Consider the following 26,639-nt stretch of genomic DNA (forward strand, 5'->3'; position numbering starts at 1 on the left):
ACGCAGAAGTGAAAGATCAGCCCGGTGTTGAATGTCCGGGTTTAAGCAAGTAGGAGGGCTTGGCAGGCAAATCCACCGAGCCATTACTCCGAGATGCGAATAGGAGCGCTTAGCGCATAAACTGATCATAATCATGCTGCCAAGAAAAACCTCTATGTTAGAACTACAGGTGACCGTACCGCAAACCGACACAGGTAGGCGGGGAGAGAATCCTCAGGTGCGCGGGAGACCCCTGGTTAAGGAACTCGGCAAAATGACTCCGTAACTTCGGGAGAAGGAGTGCCCCTATTAGGTGATGCCACTTGCTGGCGGAGCCGAAAAGGGTCGCAGAGAAACGGCTCGAGCGACTGTTTACTAAAAACACAGGTCTCTGCAAAGTCGCAAGACGATATATAGAGACTGACACCTGCCCGGTGCCGGAAGGTTAAGGGGATTTGTTATTCCAATTTATTGGAAGAAGCTTTGAACCGAAGCCCCGGTAAACGGCGGCCGTAACTATAACGGTCCTAAGGTAGCGAAATTCCTTGTCGGGTAAGTTCCGACCTGCACGAATGGTGCAACGACTTGAGCGCTGTCTCGACCAGGGCCCCGGTGAAATTGTAGTGCCGGTGAAGATGCCGGCTACCCGCGACAGGACGGAAAGACCCCGTGAACCTTTACTATAGCTTGGCATTGGACTTTAGCTTCATATGTGTAGGATAGGTGGGAGGCTTTGAAACTTGGGCGCTAGCACAAGTGGAGCCATCCTTGAAATACCACCCTTGTGTTGTTGGAGCTCTAACCGACCGCCGTGAATCCGGCGTCGGGACATTGTCTGGTGGGTAGTTTGACTGGGGCGGTCGCCTCCTAAAATGTAACGGAGGCGCTCAAAGGTTCCTTCAGTACGGTTGGTAACCGTGCGTAGAGTGCAAAGGCATAAAGGAGCTTAACTGCGACCCATACAGGGGGAGCAGATACGAAAGTAGGACTTAGTGATCCGGCGGTAGCGGATGGAAGCGCCGTCGCTCAACGGACAAAAGGTACTCCGGGGATAACAGGCTTATCTCCCCCAAGAGCTCATATCGACGGGGGGGTTTGGCACCTCGATGTCGGCTCGTCACATCCTGGGGCTGTAGAAGGTCCCAAGGGTTCGGCTGTTCGCCGATTAAAGTGGCACGCGAGCTGGGTTTAGAACGTCGTGAGACAGTTCGGTCCCTATCCGTCGTGGGCGTAGGACATTTGAGAGGATCTGCTTCTAGTACGAGAGGACCGAAGTGGACGAACCACTCGTGTACCAGTTGTGGTGTCAACTGCATTGCTGGGTAGCGATGTTCGGAAGGGATAAGCGCTGAAAGCATATAAGCGCGAAGCCTACCTCAAGATGGGATGTCCCTTGTCGTTGCAGAACGACACTGAAGGTTTCCTGAAGATTACAGGATTGATAGGTCACAGGTGTAAGCCTTGTAAGGGGTTCAGCCGAGTGATACTAATTAGCCGTGAGGCTTGACTACTTCTTTTTAGTTGTTTCAATCGTATGTATCTACTCTTAAAACAGATTTCTCAATTAATTTTAATAGATTTAAGCGTTCCCGGTGGCTATTGCGGAGGGGCCACACCTCTTCCCATTCCGAACAGAGTAGTTAAGCCCTCCAGCGCTGATGGTACTGCCCCGGTAGCGGGGTGGAAGAGTAAGTCGTCGCCGGGTCTTTTTATCAAAAGGTCTCACTAATAGTGAGACCTTTTTTTCTTGCTAACAATCTGTGATTCGAGTATATTCTCTCTTAAGGTGTAAGGATTGGAATATGCTTGAAAAGTGACGCAAAACACATTAAACAGGAACTTTTATTGATTATATTTAGTTCTCATTACGTATAGTATAGAAATAACGGGACTTTTAGAAAGTAATAAATTTAAATCATATAAAATAGAAGGAGCGCTTATGAGAATTGATACGAACTCTTTCAAAATATTCCTTATAGTCGCCATAACATTTTTATTTACCCAGAATTCCTTTGGGCAGGTAACTGTAAGAGTTGACGAACAAATCTCTCCGGATAATATTGTTATTTTTTATGTCGGTGATTTTGATTTAAAAGATGCGTCAAGTAATCCGCTGATTTTTCAATATAGAATTTCGGCTGATGCGTATCCTGTAGAAGTTGTTATGCGACTCCAAATGAATGCCACGGTGCCTTCATTGAGTTTGTCAAACGAGCAGATTCTATTCGCGTTAACAGATCCATTCACAATCACGGCGCCAATTACTATTTCCAATAGAGTTATAGACGAGAGTACCGAGGAAATTATTGACGAAGCTGGAAATGTGGTAAATTTCAGTGTAGCTCGAACAGAGCAACTTGATGCGGGTACACAGGATGAACTTGTAGACGCGGTTACGCGAAGTGGTAAGCTTCCAGCCGGAGTTTACACTTTTGAGTTGCTTGTGACAAGTACGGATGCCAGCGATCCGTCAACTATATACAGTTTCGAGAATCCGAAGATAATAGAAATATCAAATCCGACGACTCTTGACCTAATAGCGCCGGGTGGTTCTCTTTCGGAAGAATTAGAAATATTCACTCTGTTTCCGATTTTTCAATGGGAATCACAGGGATGCGAATATTTTATACGGCTAAGTGAATATGATCCTACGGTACACAGCTCTGTTGAAGAAGCATTAAATGATATTTCAAATTTACCTTTCCCGGATGACGGTGGCTATTTTGGCGGTGATGATGGAGAAGGATTACAAAGCACTACATTGCAGTATCCCCTCACAGGAGCCAAAGAGCTGGAATATGGAAAGTATTATGCCTGGTCGGTGAGAAAAATATGTGAAACAACTGCCGGTCCTGAAATACGCAACAGTGATATTTATGTATTCCGTGTTGCGAATCTTGCGGGAGATGCCGATGCAGGTCCAGCAGCCGGGGGAGTGATTACAGATCCTGTTATATCAGCGCTACAAACTATTATCGGAGATGCATTTGACGGCCTGTTCTCAGGAGACGGTGAGTTAGCAGGATTTGTACAGGTATCCAATATTGTACTTAACGGAGAAGCTGCAGCGGCAGAAGCTGTAACGGAACTTGCCGAGAAAATGTTGAGCGGAGAAATAACCGCAGTTCAGATTGAAATTGAATAGACTGACCGTTAAGGAGAAAAAAATGCATAATCGATATTTTAAATTTTTGATAATTTCAATTTTGTCGCTGTTTGTTCATAGTTCTCTATTCGCACAAGGTGACGGTGTAGCTGTAACTGCAAAAATTAAGGGTAAGACCGAGCATAAACCCGCCGGCGGAAGCTATCAGTCGGATTTAAAACGTGGAACACTCATAAGGGATCGAGCTTGGGTTAGAACTAAAGATGACGGTTACTTAGCGCTGATGTTCATCGATGACAAATCCCTGCTGAAGCTGAGAGAAAATTCCGAATTAGAGATTCGCGCCGATAGATCAGCAGGAGGGTTAAACAAATCAATACGGATGAGCTTTGGAAAAGTAAAGGCAGAGATTTCGCCGCAAAGGAGCGGTGAATTTATTATTTCCACGCCCACATCTGTTGCTTCCGTGAAAGGGACGATATTCTGGATTATTTCCACACCTGAAGGAGATCAATTCATAGGAATTGAAGGAACAGTAGAAGTTACCAATAACGAAAGTGGCCAAACTGTTACAGTAACGGCAGGACAAACGGCCACATCGAATCCTGATGGAAGCATAGACGTGCAGCCCACACCTGAGGGTGGCGTACCTGAAGACCCGGGCGCGACAGAGGACGAAGGCAATCAATTACGTATTCGTCTGGAAAATGCTGATGGTGAAACTAAAGAAATCATTATAAACTACTGATTCGTTAATAATAATTTTTAAATGTATTCCGGGGTAGTTGTATAAAGTAAATGACTACCCCGGAATACAAATGTTTGTGAGGGAGAAATAATGTCTATTAATTCTTATTTTAAAGGAATTATCACTTTACTCGTATTTTCACCGGTGTTGGTACTTGCTCAGGGGAAAGTGCTTCATGCGCCTCCTGCGGGAGTGGAGGTTGGAAGAGATGTAGAAATAATTGCCTCTATCGAGAGTCAGGGGGAGGCTCTTTCCGATGTAAAATTACTTTACAGAGAAAGAGGAACACGATCTTATAATGAGATCAGCATGATAGAATCTTCAGGTTTATATTCGGCAATAATACCCGGAAGTGATGTATCTGATGCCGGATTAGAATATCTGATAATTGCTGAATTGATAAGCGGTGGTCAGATAGCTTTTCCTGAAATTGACCCATACGAACAACCGATTTATTTAGTTACTTTGTTAGAAAAGACGAGTGAAGCAGTTGAAGCAGCCAGAGCTCAGGGAGCGGTTGAAGGCTCCAATATGGTTATATTGAGTCCTGATGTGAATTCACGCGTCAGGGCGGAAGAAACATTAATTGCAGTATCGCTATTCTATACAGAGAATCTTGATTTATCTACAGTTAAAGTATTTTTAAATGGGATAGATATTTCAGATAATACCGTTATTTCTGAAGATCTAATCACATATGCGCCGGAAAAAATTAATGCCGGATTAAAAACTGTAATTATCGAAGCATCAGATCTGTTCGGGGAGGCGCTGAAACCGCTACAATGGGATTTTAGTGTAGTAAGTAATAAGGTAAGAACTGAAAGTAGATTTAAAATTAGTGGAAAAGGTTTCGTTGATACTCGAAGTGATAAGATCAAGGGACAGACAGATGATGTTTCAACATCCCGCGTTTCTTTCAGAGGAAACTACGATTTTTTGAAATTTAGAGGATTAGCGTATATCACTTCAAAAGAAGACAAATTTCTTCAACCGAAAAACAGATATATGTTTGCATTGAACACTAATTGGCTAACAATGAATTTCGGAGATATAAATCCGAATATCACACCTCTCACTATATCCGGAAAAAGAATTCGCGGAGTAGAGGGAAATCTATTACTCGGATTTTTTAATTTGCACACAGTTTACGGTGAATTGGAACGCGAGATTCCCTCAGATATAAACCTCATAACAGAACCGTTGACAGTGGATGTAAATGGAGATGGAGAGTATTCGGCATCTGACGGAGATGAGTTTACAGATTTGAACGGCGATGGTTCGCGAGACAAAGCGGGTGATATATTAAGAACGGGAACATTTCGCAGGACTCTGTTCGCAATAAGGCCGAGTTTCGGCCCGAGTAAGAACCTTCAATGGGGTCTCACATTTGCGAGGGCGCGCGATGATTCGTTAATCGCTATGAACATAGAGGATAGAGCCGATCCTTCACTTTTGCCGGGTCGTCCTTCGAGGTTCGATTACACGAATAGCGACGGCGAGGAGATATTTATTGATATTGGAAAAACTCCTCAAGATAATATGATAATTGGAAGTGATTTGTTTCTCGGGTTTAATAATCGTCGAATCGTTCTTGAAGGTGAGGTGGCGCTGAGCTTACTTGCCAGAGACATAACAGATGGACCGTTCACAAAAGTCGGTCTTGATACTTTATTGGACAACGACCAGGGATTTGGATTTATTGATGCGGAGCTATTTACCGATTCGAACGGAAACGGTGTTTACGATTTGGGCGAGCCGTTTACGGATGATAATAATGATAATATATGGAACGACCGCAGGCGTAAAGATCCGCCCGACGGCCAAATCGGTGGAGTGGATATACCATTTGATCCCAAAGACCTTGAGAAATTATTCATCCTCAACCAATCGGTTATTCCGTTAGATCCTTCAGGGCTTAACTCCCTTTCCTATAACGCAGGGATAAAATTCAGTTATCTAAAACAATTTATTCGGGCGAGGTACCGCTTCGTGGGAGCTGAATTTAACTCACTGGCAAATCCGTTTATACGAAAAGATATTAAGGGATTTGATATATCCGACAGGATACGGCTGCTTTCAAATAAGATGATTGTAAATGTCAGGTATGAAAGACTGGAAAACAATCTTTCCGATGATAAGTTAAACACAACGGTTACAACTTCCTTTGACGGCGGGCTGTCAATTTATCCGGGAAAAGATCTGCCGCGTATCAGTCTGAACATCCGTGATTATGAACGCGATAACAGTATTGATACCACAGGATTTAACAGTTTCGGGATATTCGAGGATAAGAGAGAACTTACTTCAACGATTACATCTACATTTTCGATCAGTTACGATGCCAGTGCTTTCGGGGTAAAGCATACTATTAATTTGAACATCTCGAATTCTGAAAAAACTGACGATTTCGAAGATGACAGGTTAAGAGAAGTATTCATTGATTTAGATGGCGATGGTATATTTGATCCGGGTGAGGAAACCTTTACGGATTTAAATGGCGATAACGCTTATTCTTCATTCGTCTCATCAAATTTTACTTCAACGCAAATATCGGTTGTAGTGAATACAAAATATGATCTTCCGCTTAAAACTCAATTACAGTTTCTCCAAAACAATAATGAGACTTCAGGTCAACCACAATTCACATATACGGTATTATCTGTTGGCGGAGAATACTTGATGCTCAATAAAAAACTGACGCTTAATGGAGCATTGAAACGTTCGAGTACCACAGGAGGTATCGAATTTAGGGAAAACCGGATTAGTGTGGGAGCACGATATAAAATCGGGAAAAAGCAGTCAATTTTAGCTAAAGCGGATTTTTCCTCACGAACCGAGAATGCCACTGAGACTACTCAGGAAAAGAAATTTAATGATACAATATTCAGAGCGCGGTATTCTCTGTCTTTTTAAGTAAAGAAACTAATATAAATCCTGCAATTTAAAAGCAGGCAAAAGTTTTGATTCTACCCAAAATAGAGACTAAAAAAACAATTGTAGGCCTTGTTATCACATTAGCAGGGCTTTTGGTCGTTCTGGCACTTCGATTTACCGGTACCCTTGAATCAGCTGAATTAAGTTTGATAGATTTTCGATTTTTGACACGGGGGCCATTAAGCGGTATTACGGCAATAAATCCGATAGATAAAGACAGTATGGACGTAGTGATAGTATCGCTGGATGATGAATCATGGCGGTTGATTCCCTATAAATGGCCTTATCCGAGAGAGATATGGGCAAGAACAGTGAGAAACCTGACAAGGGCAGGGGCTTCGGTATTAGTATTTGATATTGAATTTGACACCGAAGACAGAAAGTCCGCCTATGGCGATTCTCTGTTCGCAGAGGCGATAATGAATGCTCATAGCCAGGGGGTAGATGTGGTTCTGGCTGCAAAATATGTGGAAGAAAAAACCAGAATCCCCCCCGATTATATTAATTATCCGATTCAAAGATTACTTGATGCCGGCTCGGAAACCGGTCTGATCGGAGAAGTGAAAGACCCTGACGGCGTTACACGAAATGCATTATTATTTTCTATAATAACAAATGATTCAATCCCACATCTTTCACTGCCCTTAAAGGCAATTAAGAGTCATCTCAAGATTTCTGATGACACAAAATTAGTCCCAAAGGATACAGGTTGGGAATACGGAGGCCTGAATATTCTGAGCCACAAAAGAAAAATTAATACATTTATGGTAAATTATTATGGGCCGCCTTCAAATGCCGGTCCCCCGCCGCCATTGGGACCATGGAGAACATTCAACAGGTATCCGCTGTCATCAGTACTTGACGACAACGAGTTTACACTGAAAGACCCGTTGGAAGACGTGGACTGGATGGATGTTTTTTTTGAAGATGGATTTATGGCATCTATCGGTATGGGTCAGGAAAGTCCTTTTAAGGACAAGATAGTTATAATCGGCGTGGCGGTTGAAACCGTTTTGGATTTGAAGGAGACACCATACTATAACTATTTCGGCATTCAGCAGCTTATGCCCGGTATGGAGACTCATGCCCATGCCATCCAAACAATTCTTGACGAGAATTACATACGGGAGATTGGAGTTGAGACAGAAATAATATGGCTTATAATTCTTAGTCTAATCGGATATGTTTTTCTTATGTGGCTCGGACCGGTTATAGGAGGAATCGTTCTGTTTTTACTTGGTGCATTATATGCAGATATAAGTATCGGAATGTTTTTCGGAGATTATCTTTGGATTATTAAAAAATCTCTTGATCTGGCGTTGACAGACGGATTTCTTGAAAGAATTGGAAATCCACAAATCATTGGTACCCCCGCAATGGGCTCCTCTGTAATAGTGCCTGTAGTCGCTCCGATATTGGGACTTTTGCTGACATACGGTGGAAACATTTTGTTTCAGTTCATCATCGAACAGCGGGAGAAACGTAAAATTAATAATATGTTCTCAACTTATGTCAGTCCTAAAGTCCTTGAACATCTGCAAGACAATCCTGAAGCGTTCGGACTATCAGGTAAAAAGATGGCAGCTACAATGTTTTTTTCTGATGTAGCAAACTTTACTTCTATAAGCGAGAATTTGTCAGCTGAAAATCTTGCGGTTGTACTTAACAGGTACCTTTCGCCTATGACAGAAATTTTGATGGAATACGATGGTTATGTGGACAAGTATGAAGGAGACGCAATTATGTGTGATTTCGGAGTGCCCATGCCGGACCCTGATCATGCCTGGAAAGCGTGTTTCGCCGCAATCGATTCGCAGAAGCGATTAGTTACCCTGCGGGAAGAGATAAAAGATGAATTCGATGTGGAAATATTCGTACGGATGGGAGTGAATTCCGGTGACGTGAGCGCTGGAAATATGGGTTCTGCGCAACGATTTCAATACACGGTCATGGGGGACGCTGTAAATCAAGCATCACGGTTTGAAGGTGCCAACAAACAATATGATTCTGAAATTATGATAGGCGAATCAACTTATGCATTGGTGAAAGAATTAGTTGAAGTTAGACCTTTAGATAAATTAGTAGTTAAGGGAAAGGTAATTCCCATTGAAGTTTACGAGCTTCTTGCGAAAAAGGGTGAATTATCCGATGAAATGAGTAAAGTCAGTTTATTCTATACCGAAGGTATGGAGTTATATTGGAAAAAAGAGTGGCATTCGGCGCTTGAAAAATTCAAAGAAGCATTGAATATAAAGGAAAACGATGGCCCCTCCCTTACTTATGTGAAAAGATGTGAGGCATTCAAAGAATCCCCGCCGCCGGATGATTGGCAGGGCGAATTTGTAATGACTACAAAGTAATTCCTTCCAAAAGAAACTCAAAACAGTGATATAAACAGTTCTTAAAAATATGTATAGCGTCGGAGTCTTCGAAAATAGTTGACTGATGGGCTCTGAATCTTTACTTTTAAAAGCTTAACTTTATAAAAAAGGAATTTATTCAGATAATGACACGCGGCAAAATACTGTGGGCTGATGATGAGATAGATCTTCTTCAACCTCACCTGATGTATCTCCAAGAAAGGGGCTATGACGTAACCGGTGTAACAAATGGTGACGATGCAATAGAACTTGTTGCAGAAGATAATTTTGATATCGTACTCCTTGATCAAATGATGAGTGGAAGAGACGGACTTTCCACTCTTGAAGAGATGAAAAAAATCTCTCCGAACTTACCAATAATAATGATTACGAAGCATGAAGAAGAGAGTATTATGGAGGAAGCAATAGCCGGAAAAATCACGGACTATTTAACTAAGCCGGTGAATCCAAGCCAGATTTTAATGGCTTGCAAAAAGATTTTAGAAACATCCAAGATTTCTTCCGAACGGTTATCAAGAGATCATATAAACGAATTTCGGGTTATCAATGAAATGTTAAATATGAATCCGACCAAGGACGAGTGGATTGATATTCATGTAAAAATATCTGAGATGGAGGTGGAGCTTGATTCTAACAGCGATTCGAGTTTAGGATTTATGCTTGCTGACTTGAAAAAGGAATGTAATACTCTCTTTTTTAAGTTTGTGACTGAAAATTACTCCAAATGGGTAAATGATGACAGGACTGACAGTCCTACCCTATCAACGGATATTATATCGAGATACGCATATCCCCTACTGAAAGAAGGAAAGGAAGTAGTCTTTTTGCTAATCGACTGTATGAGACTTGACCAATGGTTTTCAATCGAAAAATATTTATACGAATATTTTAATATGTCAGTAGAATATTCATATTCTATACTCCCTACGGCAACTCCATTTTCAAGAAACTCGATTTTCAGCGGGCTATTTCCGAAAGAATTATCAGAAAAATATTCTGATATATGGAGAAAAGCGTGGGAGGATGAAGGGTCAATGAATAGGCATGAAGATCTATATTTAGAGGAGCAGCTCAAAAGATTAAAAATCGATCTTAAGCCTGCATTGAAATATGCGAAAGTGCTAACGGCAATCGAGGGAAAAGCTATCGAGAAGCAGATTCCAACTTATGTGGGTGTGCCGTTCATTAGCCTTGTCGTAAATTTTGTTGATATTCTCACACATACGCGGTCCGAATCGGATATAATTAAAGAAATTGCTCCCGATGAATCAGGATTCAGATCTATCACCCGCTCATGGTTTGAAAATTCGTGGCTTTTTCAAGCGTTGAAGAAATTTTCTGAAATGGGAAAAACAGTAATTTTAACAACAGACCACGGAAGCATTAAGGTAACTCGGGGTACTAAAGTGATCGGTGACCGAGAAACATCCACGGGGCTAAGATACAAATATGGCAGGAGTCTGAAAAGTGAGGAGAAGGAAACGTATTTCTTGAAGAACCCGCATGATTGGAAACTTCCATTAAAGGGTGTCAATACGAACTTCATTTTCTCGAAGAGTGATTACTTTTTCCTATATCCGACAAATTATAATAAATATTTAAATTATTACAAGGATACGTTTCAACATGGCGGGATATCGCTTGAGGAGATGATATTACCCGTTGTGACCTTAGAACCGAAAAAATGACATTAGAATTGGATATAACCGTTAGCGAGAAAATAATTAATACTCACAGCGCTGAAGAAACTATCAAAGAAGGCAAGATTTTAGGTTCGGGGCTGAGAAGCGGAGATGTGGTTGCTCTCATAGGTGATTTGGGAGCAGGTAAAACGGTGTTCACGCAAGGAATATGTGCGGCATTGAGCAGTAACAATTCAGTAATAAGTCCTACTTTCACGATAGTAAACGAATACGATGGTTTGCATAAGATATTTCATTTTGATGCTTATCGGATTGAGAGTCAAAAGGATTTTATCTCCATCGGATTCGAGGATTATCTTTTGGAAGAAGGGATTTGTATTATTGAATGGGCGGACAAGATAAAGGAATTGCTTCCAGAACGAACTATATGGGTAAAATTTTATCATAATGAGATTGAGGAAAATCAGAGGGAACTGCGGATTAAATTTCCTGAGGAAGATATAAATTGAAATTACTGGCTATTGATACTTCTTCCACCCAATGCAGCGTAGCCGTGATTAAGGATGGCTTGATATTGAATTCTTCTGCTGAAGATTCAAATCATAAACATTCCACGGCTCTTGCAACAATGGCAAAAGGTGCCCTGATAGACAGTGGAATTGAGTTAGCTGATATTGACGGAATAGCGGTTGCCATCGGACCCGGTTCGCTCACGGGTTTACGGGTAGGTCTCGCTTTTGCAAAGGGTCTTTGTATGGCAGCATCATTAAAGATAGTGGCTGTGCCTACACTTGATGCGATGTCGCGCGCTGTTAAAGGAGAACACAGTTACGTAATGCCGATAATCAGGGCGAAAAAGGGATTCTTGCATACAGCGCTGTATGAAAATGGTAAATTGAAAGAGATTGAACCTTATAAACTCACCGCTGACGAAAATCTTTCGACTGAGATTTTTAGCAAAACAATATTAGTTGGAGATGACGCTGTTATTGAAAGTGTCTCTCAATTCACTAATGCGTATGAAATAATGAAGAGTTCAAGTTTACACCCTGTGGCGGAAGGAGTTGCACTGATTGGTGAAAAGATGTTAAAACGGGGGAAAAGCTCGGAGCTCTCTAAATTAGAACCGGATTATAAAATGGAATTTAAGGCAGTAAAATGGATACCCGAAGCGATATCAATATAAGGTTTATGTCCGAGGAGGACTTAAGCTGGGTTACAGAGGTTGAAAACCGCTGTTTTCCGGATCCGTGGTTAACAGAAGCTTTCGAGGCGGAGATCAATCAAAACGATTTTTCTAAGCCGATTGTCGCCTTACTCGGAGATAAAAGGGTCGGATACGCCGTGCCCAGATATATTGCAGATGAACTTGAAATAACGAATTTTGCTGTTGATCCCGATTTTAGAAGGATGAATGTCGGTTCAATGATGCTGGGAAGGATATTAAGTGATGGAGAGAAGAGGGATGTAAAATATGGCTATCTTGAGGTGAGGGTAGGAAACCTGGCAGCGATAAAATTGTATAAAAAATTCGGGTTTAATGAAGTCGGATTAAGAAAGAATTATTATTCCGGAATCAATACAGATGCGATTATTATGATGAAAAATTTTAGTTAAAGATTAAAAAGGAATAAAATTGAGTTGGTTTAAGAGAGTACAAAAAGGGTTACATACTTCTCAGAAACGGGAAATGCCTGACAATCTTTGGATTAAGTGCAAAGGATGCGGAGAAATTTTATATCGAAAAGAATTGGAAAAAGGGCTCTATGTCTGTCCAAAGTGCGGGTATCATTTTAGGACGGGAAGCCTATCGTACATACCGATTCTCGCTGATGAAAATAGTTACACTGAAATATCCCCGAATATGACGTCCTCCGACCCACTCGGGTTTAAAACTACAAAAAAATATTCGGATCAGATAAAGGAAGCAAAAAAACGTACCGGGTTGGCAGACGCATGCAGGGTAGGTTACGCCAGAATTGATAATTATCCTGTGGTATTGGGTGTAATGGATTTCGGATTCATAGGGGGGAGCATGGGTTCGGTTGTGGGTGAAAAGGTCGCCCGGGGAATTGATGCGGCGCGCGAGAATAACTGTCCGATAATATTGGTAAGCAGTTCAGGAGGCGCACGGATGCAGGAGGGGATTCTTTCGCTAATGCAAATGGCAAAAACAAGTGTGAAATTAGGTCTGATTTCTAAAAAAGGTCCGTTATTCATATCAATCGTCACCGATCCAACTACGGGCGGAGTTACAGCGAGTTTCGCAATGTTGGGAGATGTAATTATTGCCGAACCGGGAGCGCAAATAGGATTCGCGGGTCAAAGAGTGATAAAACAAACTATCGGACAAGACTTACCCGAGGGATTTCAAAGAGCCGAATTTCTTATGGAAAAAGGTTTCGTGGATATGATAGTTGAGCGGAAGAATATGAAAGCTGAAGTATCCAAAATCATAAGATTTTTTCATAATGACTAAGATACTGCTGACGAACGACGATGGTATAAATGCTCCGGGTCTATATGCTCTGTATGAATCAATTCGGGCATTAGGAGATGTGACAGTCGTGGCGCCTGAAACGGAAATGAGCGCGGTGGGCCATGCTATCACACTGACTGATCCCTTGAGGGTGGCAAAAATTGATAAACGCGGAGAGTTCTTCGGATATTCTGTAAGCGGCACACCTGCAGACTGTGTAAAAATCGCTGTTTGGGCGCTTTTGGAAGAAATGCCTGACTTAGTTATTTCAGGAATAAATCTTGGGAATAATACCGGTATCAGCATTATCTACTCGGGAACGGTGAGCGCCGCCACCGAAGGCACAATACTTGAAATTCCCTCTATTGCAATTTCACTCGTTGCCTTTAAAAATCCTGATTTCACATATGCGGCAAAGTTCGCAAAGAAAATAGCGGGCATCGTTCTTGAAAAAGGATTACCTGTGGGCACATTGCTTAATGTCAATGTACCGAATGTGAAGGAAGAGGAAATCAAAGGCGTTCTTGTCACACGCCAGGGGAAGGCGGCATATCGAGAGTACTTTGATAAGAGAACCGATCCGTGGGGCAGATCATATTACTGGATGGCAGGTGAAAAGGTAGAATTAGAGGAAGAGGAATCGGTTGACGATACTGCCTTAAAAAATAATCAAGTTTCTATCACGCCGATACAATTCGATCTGACGGATTATGCAAATCTTGAATTATTGAAAAGCTGGAACGTTTCTAAATGAAAGGACACAACACTGTAGTTGTTCTCGATTTTGGTTCGCAATACACCCAGCTCATTGCAAGACGAGTCAGAGAGGAAGGCGTTTATTCTGAAATTTTGCCATACAATGCTTCTATTGATGAAATCCGACAGTTATCACCTAAGGCGTTAATTCTGTCCGGGGGTCCTTCGAGCGTATATGAAAAGGAAGCCCCAATAGCGTCTCGTGATATACTGGATTTGGGAATACCCGTTCTTGGTATTTGTTACGGGTTGCAGCTTTTAGGACAATTTTATGGCGTTAATATTGAATCTTCGGATAAAAAAGAATACGGACGCTCAGAACTGATAATAGATGAAGATGATCCGCTTTTTTCAGGTTTTAACGGCAGCTCCACCGTCTGGATGAGTCATGGTGACAAAATCGAAAACCTTCCTGAAGGATTTCGAAAGCTCGGACACACGGAAAATTCTGAATTTGCGGCTATCAGACATAACACAAAAGAAATATATGGAATTCAGTTTCACCCTGAAGTAGCGCATACTGAGAATGGAAAAAAGCTGCTTCATAATTTCGTCAGAAATATCTCTAAAATTTCAGGTGATTGGACGCCGAAGACTTTTGTCAAAGAGTCGGTTCAGCATATTAGAGAAGCAGTAGGAGAAAATAAAGTTTTATGCGCAGTTAGCGGTGGCGTGGATTCTACTGTTATGGCTGTGCTGCTGGACAAAGCAATCGGTAAACGCGCAACATTTGTGTTTATAGACACAGGACTTCTGAGACTCAACGAAGCCAAAAATAATATGAAGATGTTTGGCGAAATATTGGATATCGATGTGCAGCTATTTGACAGAAGTGAACAGTTTCTGACGGCACTTGCGGGAATCAGCGACCCGGAAACCAAGCGTAAGATAATCGGAAAGACTTTTATAGATGTATTTAGTGAGATAACCGAGAACCTTGGCGAGCATAAGTTCCTTGCGCAGGGAACATTATATCCTGACATAATCGAAAGTAAGCCGGTATACGGACCCTCAGAGACTATTAAATCTCACCACAATGTGGGTGGTCTGCCCGATGATATGGATTTTGAATTAGTAGAACCGCTAAAGGAATTATTTAAAGACGAAGTCAGAAATGTCGGTAGAGAAATTGGAATATCTGAGGTAGCCATCGGAAAGCATCCGTTTCCTGGCCCCGGATTGGCTGTCAGATGCCCGGGTGAAGTGACTGAAGAGAAGTTGGATCTCATAAGACGGTCTGACGATATATTCATAAGTGAGCTACAAAAATCCGGAAATTATGATAAAGTATGGCAAGCATTTACTGTTCTGTTGCCGGTTAAGAGTGTGGGAGTAATGGGAGATAAACGAACCTATTCGAATGCTATCGCATTAAGAGCGGTAACAAGTGTTGACGGTATGACCGCTGATTGGGGTCATCTGCCATATGACCTTCTCGGAAAAGTATCAGATAAGATAATTAACGAAATTGACGGCATAAATCGAGTTGTGTATGACATTAGTTCTAAGCCGCCGGCAACAATTGAATGGGAGTGATTGAGTAGATATGTGCGGTATAGTCGGATACGTAGGTAATAAAAATGGAATTCCTATTGTGATGAACGGATTGAGGAGACTCGAATATCGAGGATATGACTCAGCGGGGATAGCAGTTCAATCCAATGGAAAACTTATTATTTCCAAACATAAGGGTAAAATGGAAGTTCTTGACCGTGCGATTATAAAAAGTAAGCTTACCGGAAATGTTGTAATCGGTCATACGAGATGGGCGACACATGGCGCCCCAAATAAGCTGAATGCACATCCCCATTTAAGTTCAAGCAAGAATATTGCTCTTGTACATAATGGGATAGTCGAAAATTATCATTCACTGCGAACATTTTTAAAGAAAAAGAAATTTAGTTTTAAAACCGAAACCGACACAGAAGTACTCGTTAACCTCATAGAATTCTTTTATAAAGGCAACCTTGAAGAAGCGGTGGCGAAAGCGGTAAACAAAGTAGTCGGGGCTTATGCAATCAGTGTCATAGCCAATGATAATCCCGGAAAGATAATTGCCGCGCGATTCGGTCCTCCGCTAATTATCGGATTGGGAGAGAATGAACAGTATGTAGCATCTGATGTGGCTGCAATCCTTGAGTTTACCAAAGACGTAATTTATTTAGATGACGGTGAGATCGCGATAGTGACCGGCAGCGGAGTTAAAATAATTGACAAAAATAATCTGCCTGTGGACAAGGAAATAACACAAATTCTGTGGGACCTTGATAAGATTGAAAAAGGCGGGTATAAACACTTTATGCTAAAAGAAATTCACGAGCAATCTGATACTATCAGAGATTCCATAAGAGGAAGATTTGATGTTGCTAACGGCACAGCGCTGCTTGGAGGATTACGAGACTTTCTGCCGCAGATACTGGCGGCATCAAACCTTTATATTACAGCCTGTGGAACATCATATCATGCTGCGATGATCGGGGAAAATTTGATAGAAAGTCTTGCCGGAATACCGGCTGAAGTTGAATATGCATCGGAATTCAGGTACAAAGATCCTATCATTGATGAAGAGACTGTGGTGATAGCGATAAGTCAGTCCGGTGAGACAGCCGATACTCTGGCTGCCGTAAAAATGGCTAAGAAAAAAGGAGCCACAGTTCTCGGCATATGTAATGTGGTGAGCAGCTCAATCGCGAGAGAGACAGACGGAGGCGTTTACATTCATGCCGGTCCGGAAATCGGAGTTGCTTCAACTAAAGCGTTCACGGCTCAGGTGGCAGTATTAACCCTTTTGGCTCAGGCACTCGGCCGATTGACCGGGATGAGTTTAGCAGAAGGTAAAATATTCGTGAAGGATATGAACAGTATCCCGGATTTAGCGAAAATTGTTCTCGACTCATCAGATCACATAAAAAAAATCGCAAGAAAATTCAAAAATGCTGATAATTTTCTATATCTTGGCAGGGGTTTTAATTATCCTGTGGCGTTAGAAGGTGCGTTAAAGCTCAAAGAAATATCTTATATTCACGCCGAAGGCTATCCGGCGGCTGAGATAAAACACGGTCCTATCGCATTAATTGATGAGAAGATGCCTGTAGTATTTATCGCTCCCCAGGATAGTACTTATGAAAAAGTGCTGAGCAATATGGAGCAGGTAAAAGCCAGGAAGGGTTCTATTATAGCGATTGCTACCGAAGGCGACAAAAAGATAAAAAAAATAGCGGACTGGGTTATCAGTATACCGAAAGTGAAAAGCTATTTGTTACCAATTATGACTGTTATTCCGCTTCAGCTATTGGCATATCATATAGCTGTGTTAAGGGGTTGTAATGTTGATCAACCAAGAAATTTAGCAAAAAGCGTAACGGTAGAATGATTATGAACAACAATTATCGAACTCTTATCCTCGCATCATTACTGTTATTTACTACATTTACCGTCACTTTTGCTCAAAGCGGAATTGATGCTCTCGCAGTCGAAAGTCTTGCAAAGAATGCTGTGGAGCAGTACAAAAGGGGAGATTATAATCAAGCGCTTCAAATTTTGGAAGAGCTGCACAAGATTAGATTTGAATATCAGAGTAATAAAGTTGTCCACTTTATGCTTGGTAAAACATTATATAAATTAAAAAAATATAAAAGAGCCAAATCTATACAAAAAGACTTTCTGCTGAACTATCCGTATGACATATTGGCGGATTTTGTTCGCCACAATCTTGGTGAAATTTATTACCGGCTTGGCGAGTACCCTAAAGCTATGAGAGAATTTTTAACAGTTGCAGTTGTGGCAAAGAACGCTCCACTGCGTTCTAAGGGTCTTACGTTAGCGGGTCATATTTTGGAAAGCAAAGTCACTCTGGACGATATGCGGAAGCAGAGAAATCAGACCGTAAATATAATCGAGAAAGCGTTTTTAACGCTGAAGCTGTCTGAAAATCTGTACATGCGCGGCGCGGGAGACCTGGCGAAAGCGGAAGCGAGAGATTTTCTCTCGGAATATAAAAATCCTCCGTTTAAGGAAGAAATAAAGAGGATAAGCAAAGGTAAGTTCTATGAAAGAGACGGGTCGGTTACGATAGGAGTGCTGCTTCCCTTAACCGGCGAGCACTCGGAAAACGGATTGAATATCCTCAGAGGAATAAAGACCGCTTATGATGAGCAGCCGGAGGAAGTCAGGAAAAATATTAAATTGACCATAATCGACAACGAATCGGATCAGGTAAAAACTGTTAGGTCAATGATACGGTTTGCCGAGGACCCTTCAATACTTACGGTTATAGGACCGATGATCTCCGAAAACGCTACCGCCGCCGCCGCCGTAGCGAACAGTTATGGGTTGCCGATGATATCACCCACAGCTACAAAAGAAGGAATTTCCGGGTTGGGTTCATATTCCTTTCAGGCAAATTCTGATTTGACCGTTAGAGGAAGAGCGTTAGCAACATTCGCGGTAGATTCATTAGGTTTAAAGCGGATAGCAATTCTTTCGCCTGCCGACAAATATGGAAAGGAAATGACGGATAGTTTCGCGTATGAATTTGATAAATTAGGAGGAGAGATAGTAGCGCAAAGCTGGTATTATGGAGTTCCGGAGGATCTGCGGTTACAATTCAGTCAGTTCAGGCGAATTGGATTCAGATTAAAAGAAGAACTCTTTCCAACTGAAACGCCACCCGACTCAGCTGATATTCTTGCAGACTCCACCCTTGCCGATTCGTTAATAATGGTAATGCTTGCAGAACTGTCAAGACCTCCTGAAGAGGTAGACTCAAGTAAAATAATTCTCGATGTGATTGATGGTTTTTATCTTCCTATACAGTTCGGCGAGATAAAGTACATAGCGCCGCAGTTTGCGTTTTGGAACTTTAAAACACAGATATTAGGCGGACAAAATTGGTATGATGAGGAACTGCTGAATGACAGAGACATTTCAAGATACCTGGACGGAACAATATTCAGCTCTGACATTTATCGCGGATCAGGAAACGAAGAATTATCAGCTTTTCAAACGAAATATAACGAATTGTATGGAGAGGAACCTTATAGAACGGATATTTTCGGTTACGACTGTTTAACTCTTGTGCTTGATATAGTAAACCAAAAGGTAAGTACGCGAAATCGGTTTATAGAAAAACTAAATAGTGTAAGTGATTACAAAGGAGTAGCAGGAAGTATAGATTTCACGGGGGAATCCAAAAGGGTAAACGATTTCATACACATTCTTAAGTTTGAAAATAAAACTATAGAAAAAATAAACTGACCTTTCGGCAATGCCCTTTTCAACATCCGGAAATATTCGTTTCTGGGAATTCAATATTTTCAAAGATCGCAAAGAGATTAGATGCGTTTTCAGCACAAGGCATAGCAAGAATTTCGGCGATACGCGCGATTCGGGAAATTTTAATTTGGGATTCACGGTTTCTGCTGATCATGAGAATGTAAATGAGAACAGAACGGTTTTTCTTGAAGAATCGGGAGGAAATAAAGAAAGCAGGGCCATCGGAAAACAGGTTCATTCTCTGAATGTGCGTAATATAGACATTGCCGGAGTGTATGAAGAAACCGATGGTATGTTGACAAAGACCAAAGGGCTTTCGCTTATAGTAAGCGTTGCTGATTGTTTACCTATTTTTCTCTACGACCCTGAAAATGGCGCCATAGGCACTGTGCACAGTGGTTGGAAGGGAACAAAAGGGGGGATTCTTACAAACGCTATAAATCTGATGAGCGATTCTTTTGGTACTTCTCCTTCTAATTTGCTGTGCGCAGTTGGGCCGTCAATTGAAAGCGCTTGTTATGAAGTCGGAGAGGAAGTGGCGACTCAATTCGATGACGAATTTCTAAAAGATTCCGGTGAAGGTAAATATCAGCTGGATTTAAAAGCTGCGAATGTAGCTCAGATGTTGGCCGCTGGAGTGCTATCCGGTAATATTGAGGTCAGCGACATTTGTAACAGGTGTGATGCAGATAATTTCTTTTCACATCGACGGGAAGGCGAAAAATCAGGACGGATGTGGGGTCTTATTCGATTGGAATCCTAACTGCCGATTTGCCTCATTAGTCCTTGCTAATAGTGCAGATTGCCGATAAATTCAGTTTTCAATTTAAGGATAAATTTATTGACTATATTTGAAGCCTTATGGCTCGGCATTTTACAAGGGCTAACAGAATTTCTACCTGTCAGCAGTTCAGGACATCTTGTAATAGCACAGGCTGTAGCCGGAATTAAAAATCAGGGTATGGCGTTTGAAATTTATGTGCATTTCGGTACTCTACTGAGCATACTGGTGATATTTCGTAATGATTTGAGCGAAATGCTCGCATCAATTATCAGAAAATTAAAAAGTCCGGGATCTATTATTTCCGGCTATAAAGATGATAAAGATTACCGGTTGCTCATTTTGCTCTTATTGGCAACCATTCCCGCAGGCGTCATCGGATTGTTATTTAAGGATTTTTTCGAGGCGGCGTTCAGCGATGTGAATTTTGTAGGTTTCGCACTCATTCTCACAGGATTTATACTTTTTGTGTCTAAATTTGCCGTAAACAGGAACAAGGATGTGGACGGAAAAAGAGCTTTGATAATAGGATTTGCACAGGCGATTGCCATCTTTCCCGGTATATCTCGATCCGGTACAAGTATCAGCGCGGCAATGTTAACCGGCGTTTCCGGAGAAAAAGCTGCGCGTTTTTCGTTTCTGCTTGCCATACCGGCTATTGCGGGGGCAACACTGTTGCAGCTGTTGGATGTGGCTTCTTCCGGCCCCGGAAATATCAGCTATACGATAGCCGGTGTAGGAGTAGTTTCGTCTTTTATCACAGGCACAATAGCAATCTCCTTGCTGATGGGAGTGATGAGGAAAGGAAAAATGCATTATTTCGCCGGATACTGTATTGCCGTGGGATTAGCAACGATATATTTTTTATAAATAAAATGGAGAGTCGTTGAGTAAGCAGCAGGAAATGTTCAGTTCAAGATGGGCTTTGATCCTGGCATCATTAGGTATGGCGATAGGAGCGGGCAATATATGGAGATTCCCGAGGATTGCGGCTCAAAACGGTGGAGGTTCGTTCCTGATACCCTGGATAGTTTTTCTCTTTCTCTGGTCAATCCCGCTGATCATAATGGAATACGCTATGGGCAGGAGTTCCCGAAAGGGAGTCATCGGTTCTTTCATCCATATTATGGGACCAAAGTTCGCATGGATGGGCGCATTTGTGGGTTGGTGTACGATGGGGATAATGTTTTACTATTCCGTAGTGACGGGCTGGAGCCTCAGGTATTTTGTAGCATCGTTGACCGGCGGTTTGAAAGGTCTTGACCATGCCGCAGAATGGAGCGCTTATACTTCTTCCGGATACGGACCTGTATTTTATCATTTTATCGCAATGTCAATCGGTTCCTATGTAATTTTCAAGGGAATTAAAGGCGGGATCGAAAAAACCAATAAAATAGTTGTTCCTCTTTTGTTTGTGCTTTTGATAATAGCCGCCGGAAGAGCGCTGACACTCCCCGGAGCCACCGAGGGTCTAAATTATCTGTTCAGTGTTGATTTCGAGAAGCTCACTGATTACAGGATATGGCTCGAAGGGTTATCGCAATCCGCATGGTCAACAGGCGCAGCGTGGGGATTGCTGATGACGTACGCGGTTTATATGAATAAAAGAGAGGATATTGTATTAAATTCGTTTATTGCGGGATTTGGAAATAACGCCGCGTCCCTTTTAGCTGCGTTGGCAGTAATTCCTACTGTGTTCGCATTATCGGGTTCCGCCGCAGTCGCAATGGATTCTCTCGGGGCAGGTAATACAGGTCTGACTTTTATCGTAATACCCCAGTTATTTGAGAAAATGCCGGGTGGAGCGTTTTTTGAATCGCTGTTTTTTTTAGCGTTATCACTGGCTGCATTCTCCTCACTTCTTGCGATGATAGAAATGTCAACCAGGATTTTTATGGATATGGGTTTAGACCGGACGAAGGCGATAACCGTGATAGGAATAGGCGGATTTTTACTCGGTATTCCTTCGGCTATCTCTTTAGGGTTTTTCAATAATCAGGATTGGGTTTGGGGAATGGGATTGATGGTAAGCGGATTGTTCGTCGCGCTGGCCGGAATTAAATATGGAGTGGATAAATTTCGAGACGAATTGGTCAATGTGGAAGGTAACGATGTGAGAGCGGGGAAGTGGTTTTCCATCATTATCAAATGGCTTATTCCGGTGGAATTTTCTGTTATGATCGGATGGTGGTTTTGGCGTTCCGCAACCGAATTCGATCCGGATGCGATTTGGAATCCGTTCCACACATATAATATTGGGACTACCATCGCTCAGTGGCTTATTGTAATAGTCATTTTTTTAGGGTTTAATAAACTACTCGTCCGGCTTAACTCCAATGAGGACGCATAGAATGAGAATGGAAACGCTTATAATGATGGTATTATTTCTTGGATTCGTTTGGGGTGGATTCATATTCTGTATTAGCCTTGCTATCAAGAAAAATAAAGCGAAAAGAGGTATGTTAGAGGAATAATGACAGCAGCGCAAAATAAATCAAAAGATTCTATTATGCCTTATAATGCCGCTGAAAAATCACTTGGCGTCGGCAATATAAAGCCATTATATCTTTTAGCGGGGAGAAAGCTCTGGGTAGATGCGTACCTTCGTGATAAATTTATCAAAAAAGTAAGAGAAGTGTTCCTTGGAGATGATTCAGGGGTACAATCTCTTGAAATATTTCATGTAGGAGCGGATAAACCGGAAGTAATAATAAATGCTTTGGCGACATCGAGTTTATTCTCTGAAAAAAAACTGATTTTGATTCATGACATTCAGCGGTTGAGCGATGAAGGGATAAAGAAAATAGGCCAATATGCCGCATCGCCAATTCCCGAGAACTGCTTAATATTGATTTCTATGAATTTTGACGCTCGCAGGAAATGGTATAATTCACTTAAGAGTAAGGTGTTTGCCGTAAAGATCGAGACTCCTTTCGATAATCAAATACCTTCATGGATTTCTTCATTTGCCCGTCAAAGAGGGAAAAATATTTCAGCGGACGCATCCCGACTTTTTGGGGAATATACAGGAAGCAGTTTAATGCTGCTTGATATGGAGATGGAGAAACTCTCGCTATTTATCGGTGATAAAAAAGATATTGATGAAGATGATGTGAAGGACGTCATCGGGTTTTCAAAACAATTATCTCCATTCGACCTTGAAAAGTATCTTTCTAAAAAAGATTTGCACTGGTCTCTAAAGGCATTAAACGATATGCTCGACAGAGGAGAAAACGCTCCGTCTATTTCGATTCAGATATTTAATTTTCTGATGACCGTGCTGATTGCGAAAGATGATGGAGCAGAACCATCTGCAAGATGGTCGCCACGAGAAGAACTAAAGAAAGAAGCGGTTCGCAATTGGTCAAGAGAAGAACTTCTTAAGGGCATTGAATTGGTCAAGGAAGCCGATTTCAAAACCAAACAAACCAATTTTTCAAATGGTGTGATTTTTTCTGAACTGGCAGTTCGATTATTAAGCGGAGAAGGTGTCTCAGTTGTCTGAAGGGAAAAAATATACAGATGAAGACCTGATAGCGAGGTTTCAGAATGGGGATGAATACGCCTTTGACGAGATAGTCAACAGATATAAAGACCGATTATTAAACTTTGTATTCAGATTTATCGGACAAATAGACGAGTCGGAAGATATTGTGCAGGATACTTTTTTAAAAGTGTATAAGAATAAGAATTCTTATGAGAATATAGCCCGATTTTCCACATGGATATATACGATAGCGGGCAATCTTGCAAAGACAGAACTTCGGAAAAGGAAGAGACGGCGGATTTTTTCTATCTCGAAAATGGGCATTGACGACAAGGAATTTGAACTTCCGTCAACGGCCAGAACTCCTGAAGAAAATACTGAAAGTACATTTAACGAAAAATTAATTCAAAATGCAATTCAGAAACTGCCGGATAAATTTCGAACCGTGATAATTCTTCGAGATATTCAGGAACTTTCTTACGATGAGATTAGTAAGATAATAGGAGTACCGCTCGGAACAATAAAGTCCCGTGTGAACAGAGCCAGATTGAAACTCAGGGGACTCCTGAAAGATTTTAAGGATTAAGAAGAAATCAGAGGATGCTGGAAGTAAATTCAAGGAACAATAATCTAACCTAAGGAGAATGCCTATCGATGCATTGTAACGATTACCGCAATAATTTAACAAGCTACTTAGAAAACGAATTATCCACTGAAGAAAAAAAAGCAACTCTTGCTCATGAAAAAGATTGCGTGGAATGTTCAAGTTTCAAAAAGGAATACCAGGAAGTAATCAGCAGTCTCAGCAAACTCGCTAAAGTCAAAACCTCTCCCAACTTTGAGAAGATTCTCTATCAGAAGTTGGAAGACCTGTCGCAAGAATCACTCATCAGTAAGATTGGTGAAATGATTATTCCTTCCTCAATAGGGATCAGGACAGTTGCAGTCGGCTTTGCTGCGGTACTATTGGTGCTTTCAGGTTCATATCTTTTCTATAATAGCTCTTTCAGCGGCGGTGGAGACGGGATGCCCGTTCTTTCAAGCCCCGGCTTTATCGAGAAGAAAGTGGTAGAATCATCTACGGAAACTAAAGATGAAGACAAAGATGTGAAGTCTGTTGAGAGTGAAAAGACAGATGAAGAAGAGGAAATGAACTCTACTGAGACGGAGTCTATTCAGAAGTAGCACGTTTTTTAAGTCCTTATAGCTTTTTGTAAGTTTATCGGATAAGTGCGAGCCGCTTACCGTTCTCCAAACCTTATTGACATTCCGACCCGTTAGTTTATATTAACACTCAATAAACTTTTTAATATAGGTTCTGAATTGTTCATATCAAGCGTAGGATTTGCCTCTAAAAAACAGAGTATTTCTTCTATCGCTGTCAGCGTTTTACTCTTAATTTCGCTATCAGTTCTATATTTTTTGCCTGACAATCAAGCAAATTTGCTGTACAAGCTATTACGCCCTTTTTTAGCTTTTCTAATCATCGTTTTTACGGCCATCCTTACATATCGGTCTTCGCAGATAAGGTTACGCTCTGAGATAGAATCAAAGGATATTAAAAATAACCTATCCGCATTGCGTTTAAGGCCTGAAGAGGTGGACTTATCATCGGTTCCCATTTATGCAGCAGAAAAGGAATATAAAAATTATATAGAAACTTTTTTAGGAGCTGTGGGTGATACATTTGTTGCAAGAGCGGCAGCTTTTTATATGGGAGGTTCAAGGATAAAGCTTCAGTCAGCTGTTCCTGCCGACGAAGCGCAGGAATTTTATAACGAGCTTTCAATGGGTGATGGAATAGTCAGTAAAGTTTTGCAATCCGAAAAAACTATCCTTGTCAAAAGTTTTAATGATATTGAAGAAAATGTCGATTATCTGAAAGATCCGCTCTCTGTGAAATCTTTTCTCGGTACGCCTGTGTTTTATAACGAAAAGTCTATGGGTGTCTTATTTGTGGACAGTAGAGCAGAAGATTCATTTGGAGAATCGGATAAGAGACTTATAGAAAGTTTTGCCGTCATCATAGAAAAGACGGTGATACAACTTGATTCTATCTTCAATCTTCAAAACAGACTAACGCTCATTTCAGAACTCTATCGTTTCTTTCTTTCGATTCAGCGCGCTCAAAGATTCGACCAAGTTTATAAGAATGTCGCGCATACATGTAAAAGTCTAATAAAGTATGATGCATTGACCATATCATTATTGGATGAAGACAGTTCTGATAAACTAATAATTAAATTCAGAAGCGGAGCGGAAGACAAGTATGCTGAAGACTTTGAATATTCGATTAACGAGGGTATGAATGGACTGGTATTCAAAAAGAACTCGCCGATAATTGTACCCGAAACAGAAGAAGGCGGATACTTTAAGCCGCGGTTCGAGAATGATGAAGAATCCACCGGTAATTTTCACTCTTATATTGGAACTCCCATCTACTCAGGGAAAAATGTATTGGGAGTCATTGGGCTAGATAGCAAAAGCCCGGCAAATTATTCGAATACAGATAAAGCGATACTGACAAGTTTGGGTGCGGTAATGGGTTTAGCGCTTTCGCGGCTGACGCTCCTTAAGGAAAAGAGTTCCAATACTTTGACAGATGAGCTGACAGGATTGCAAAATATTAAGTTTTTCAGGATGTTTATCGAAAATGTGATATTGAGAGCTGAAAGATATGATGAAACGTTCACAGTATTAATAATTGATGTCCACAAATTTGGTAAGATAAATAAGAGGTATGGTGATAAAGCAGGTGATATTCTGCTTAAAGAAATCGGGGAAAAGCTCGGTCAGGAAATTAGAAGTTCTGATATAGTTAGCCGATATGGCGGAGATGAATTCGGCATTGTCCTTTTGGATTACAAGCAAAAAGCAGTAGATGCTTTTACGAATCGGATTCAGGAATTAATTAGAACAATGGTATTTGAATATAATAATGAATCTATTACATTAAAGATTGATTTAGGGAGTGCGAGTTATCCCAAAAACGGGGAAACAGCAGATGAGTTAATATCAATTGCTGATAAAGATATGATTAAAAATAAAAGTTTATAAAATGGAGTTTGATA

Annotated in this window: 21 protein-coding genes and 2 rRNA genes; all 23 read left to right on the forward strand. The window is 41.3% G+C overall.

Translation table 11 applies throughout. From position 1 onward, the window contains the following. Positions 1-1,490 (forward strand): 23S ribosomal RNA (locus IIB39_08605); the annotation flags it as partial. A gap of 77 nt (positions 1,491-1,567) precedes the next feature. Continuing rightward, positions 1,568-1,684 (forward strand): 5S ribosomal RNA (rrf, locus tag IIB39_08610). Between the two features lie 234 nt (positions 1,685-1,918). Continuing rightward, positions 1,919-3,124 carry a hypothetical protein gene (locus tag IIB39_08615; GenBank protein MCH8928760.1) on the forward strand — a complete coding sequence of 402 codons (1,206 nt, stop codon included), beginning with the start codon at positions 1,919-1,921 and terminating at the stop codon, positions 3,122-3,124. Between the two features lie 22 nt (positions 3,125-3,146). Next, positions 3,147-3,833: a FecR domain-containing protein gene (locus tag IIB39_08620; GenBank protein ID MCH8928761.1), complete on the forward strand. Its 687-nt coding sequence runs from the start codon at positions 3,147-3,149 to the stop codon at positions 3,831-3,833. 90 nt (positions 3,834-3,923) lie between these two features. Then, positions 3,924-6,746, forward strand: a complete 2,823-nt coding sequence (locus IIB39_08625; GenBank protein ID MCH8928762.1) for a hypothetical protein — start codon at positions 3,924-3,926, stop codon at positions 6,744-6,746. Positions 6,747-6,793: 47 nt separating this feature from the next. Next, the gene (locus IIB39_08630) at positions 6,794-9,127 is read left to right on the forward strand and encodes an adenylate/guanylate cyclase domain-containing protein (protein MCH8928763.1); all 2,334 of its coding nucleotides are present in this window, start codon (positions 6,794-6,796) and stop codon (positions 9,125-9,127) included. Between the two features lie 146 nt (positions 9,128-9,273). Continuing rightward, positions 9,274-10,836 (forward strand): response regulator, encoded by a 1,563-nt coding sequence (locus IIB39_08635; protein ID MCH8928764.1) that lies wholly within the window; start codon positions 9,274-9,276, stop codon positions 10,834-10,836. Beyond that, positions 10,833-11,300, forward strand: coding sequence for a tRNA (adenosine(37)-N6)-threonylcarbamoyltransferase complex ATPase subunit type 1 TsaE (gene tsaE, locus IIB39_08640; GenBank protein ID MCH8928765.1), 468 nt, complete (start codon positions 10,833-10,835; stop codon positions 11,298-11,300). The genes IIB39_08635 and tsaE overlap by 4 nt, the downstream gene beginning before the upstream one ends. Continuing rightward, entirely contained in the window at positions 11,297-11,977 is a 681-nt protein-coding gene (gene tsaB / locus IIB39_08645) for a tRNA (adenosine(37)-N6)-threonylcarbamoyltransferase complex dimerization subunit type 1 TsaB (protein MCH8928766.1), read from the forward strand. The genes tsaE and tsaB overlap by 4 nt, the downstream gene beginning before the upstream one ends. Then, entirely contained in the window at positions 11,950-12,408 is a 459-nt protein-coding gene (rimI, locus tag IIB39_08650) for a ribosomal protein S18-alanine N-acetyltransferase (GenBank protein MCH8928767.1), read from the forward strand. Before tsaB ends, rimI begins: the two co-directional genes overlap by 28 nt. 19 nt (positions 12,409-12,427) lie before the next feature. Next, a complete protein-coding gene (locus IIB39_08655; GenBank protein ID MCH8928768.1) occupies positions 12,428-13,270 on the forward strand; it encodes an acetyl-CoA carboxylase carboxyltransferase subunit beta in 843 nt (280 codons plus the stop codon). Further along, positions 13,263-14,024, forward strand: coding sequence for a 5'/3'-nucleotidase SurE (gene surE, locus IIB39_08660; GenBank protein MCH8928769.1), 762 nt, complete (start codon positions 13,263-13,265; stop codon positions 14,022-14,024). The genes IIB39_08655 and surE overlap by 8 nt, the downstream gene beginning before the upstream one ends. Further along, positions 14,021-15,562: a glutamine-hydrolyzing GMP synthase gene (guaA, locus tag IIB39_08665; GenBank protein MCH8928770.1), complete on the forward strand. Its 1,542-nt coding sequence runs from the start codon at positions 14,021-14,023 to the stop codon at positions 15,560-15,562. The genes surE and guaA overlap by 4 nt, the downstream gene beginning before the upstream one ends. A 10-nt stretch (positions 15,563-15,572) precedes the next feature. After that, the gene (gene glmS / locus IIB39_08670; protein ID MCH8928771.1) at positions 15,573-17,399 is read left to right on the forward strand and encodes a glutamine--fructose-6-phosphate transaminase (isomerizing); all 1,827 of its coding nucleotides are present in this window, start codon (positions 15,573-15,575) and stop codon (positions 17,397-17,399) included. A gap of 2 nt (positions 17,400-17,401) precedes the next feature. Next, entirely contained in the window at positions 17,402-19,282 is a 1,881-nt protein-coding gene (locus IIB39_08675; protein ID MCH8928772.1) for a penicillin-binding protein activator, read from the forward strand. Positions 19,283-19,292: 10 nt separating this feature from the next. Further along, positions 19,293-20,063 (forward strand): peptidoglycan editing factor PgeF, encoded by a 771-nt coding sequence (gene pgeF / locus IIB39_08680; GenBank protein MCH8928773.1) that lies wholly within the window; start codon positions 19,293-19,295, stop codon positions 20,061-20,063. A gap of 78 nt (positions 20,064-20,141) precedes the next feature. Next, positions 20,142-20,951 (forward strand): undecaprenyl-diphosphate phosphatase, encoded by an 810-nt coding sequence (locus tag IIB39_08685; GenBank protein ID MCH8928774.1) that lies wholly within the window; start codon positions 20,142-20,144, stop codon positions 20,949-20,951. A 34-nt stretch (positions 20,952-20,985) separates the two neighbouring features. Beyond that, positions 20,986-22,431, forward strand: coding sequence for a sodium-dependent transporter (locus tag IIB39_08690; protein MCH8928775.1), 1,446 nt, complete (start codon positions 20,986-20,988; stop codon positions 22,429-22,431). 7 nt (positions 22,432-22,438) lie between these two features. Then, positions 22,439-22,555, forward strand: coding sequence for a MetS family NSS transporter small subunit (locus IIB39_08695; protein ID MCH8928776.1), 117 nt, complete (start codon positions 22,439-22,441; stop codon positions 22,553-22,555). Then, positions 22,555-23,586 (forward strand): DNA polymerase III subunit delta, encoded by a 1,032-nt coding sequence (holA, locus tag IIB39_08700; GenBank protein MCH8928777.1) that lies wholly within the window; start codon positions 22,555-22,557, stop codon positions 23,584-23,586. The genes IIB39_08695 and holA overlap by 1 nt, the downstream gene beginning before the upstream one ends. Next, the gene (locus IIB39_08705) at positions 23,579-24,154 is read left to right on the forward strand and encodes a sigma-70 family RNA polymerase sigma factor (protein ID MCH8928778.1); all 576 of its coding nucleotides are present in this window, start codon (positions 23,579-23,581) and stop codon (positions 24,152-24,154) included. The genes holA and IIB39_08705 overlap by 8 nt, the downstream gene beginning before the upstream one ends. Positions 24,155-24,222: 68 nt before the next feature. Continuing rightward, complete coding sequence (locus IIB39_08710) at positions 24,223-24,753, forward strand: zf-HC2 domain-containing protein (protein MCH8928779.1); 531 nt, start codon at positions 24,223-24,225, stop codon at positions 24,751-24,753. 414 nt (positions 24,754-25,167) lie between these two features. Then, complete coding sequence (locus IIB39_08715; protein ID MCH8928780.1) at positions 25,168-26,625, forward strand: diguanylate cyclase; 1,458 nt, start codon at positions 25,168-25,170, stop codon at positions 26,623-26,625. The last annotated feature ends 14 nt before the right edge of the window (positions 26,626-26,639 follow it).

Source organism: Candidatus Neomarinimicrobiota bacterium, assembly GCA_022573815.1.
In the GTDB taxonomy this organism is placed as follows: Bacteria; Fidelibacterota; SORT01; order SORT01; family SORT01; genus JACZTG01.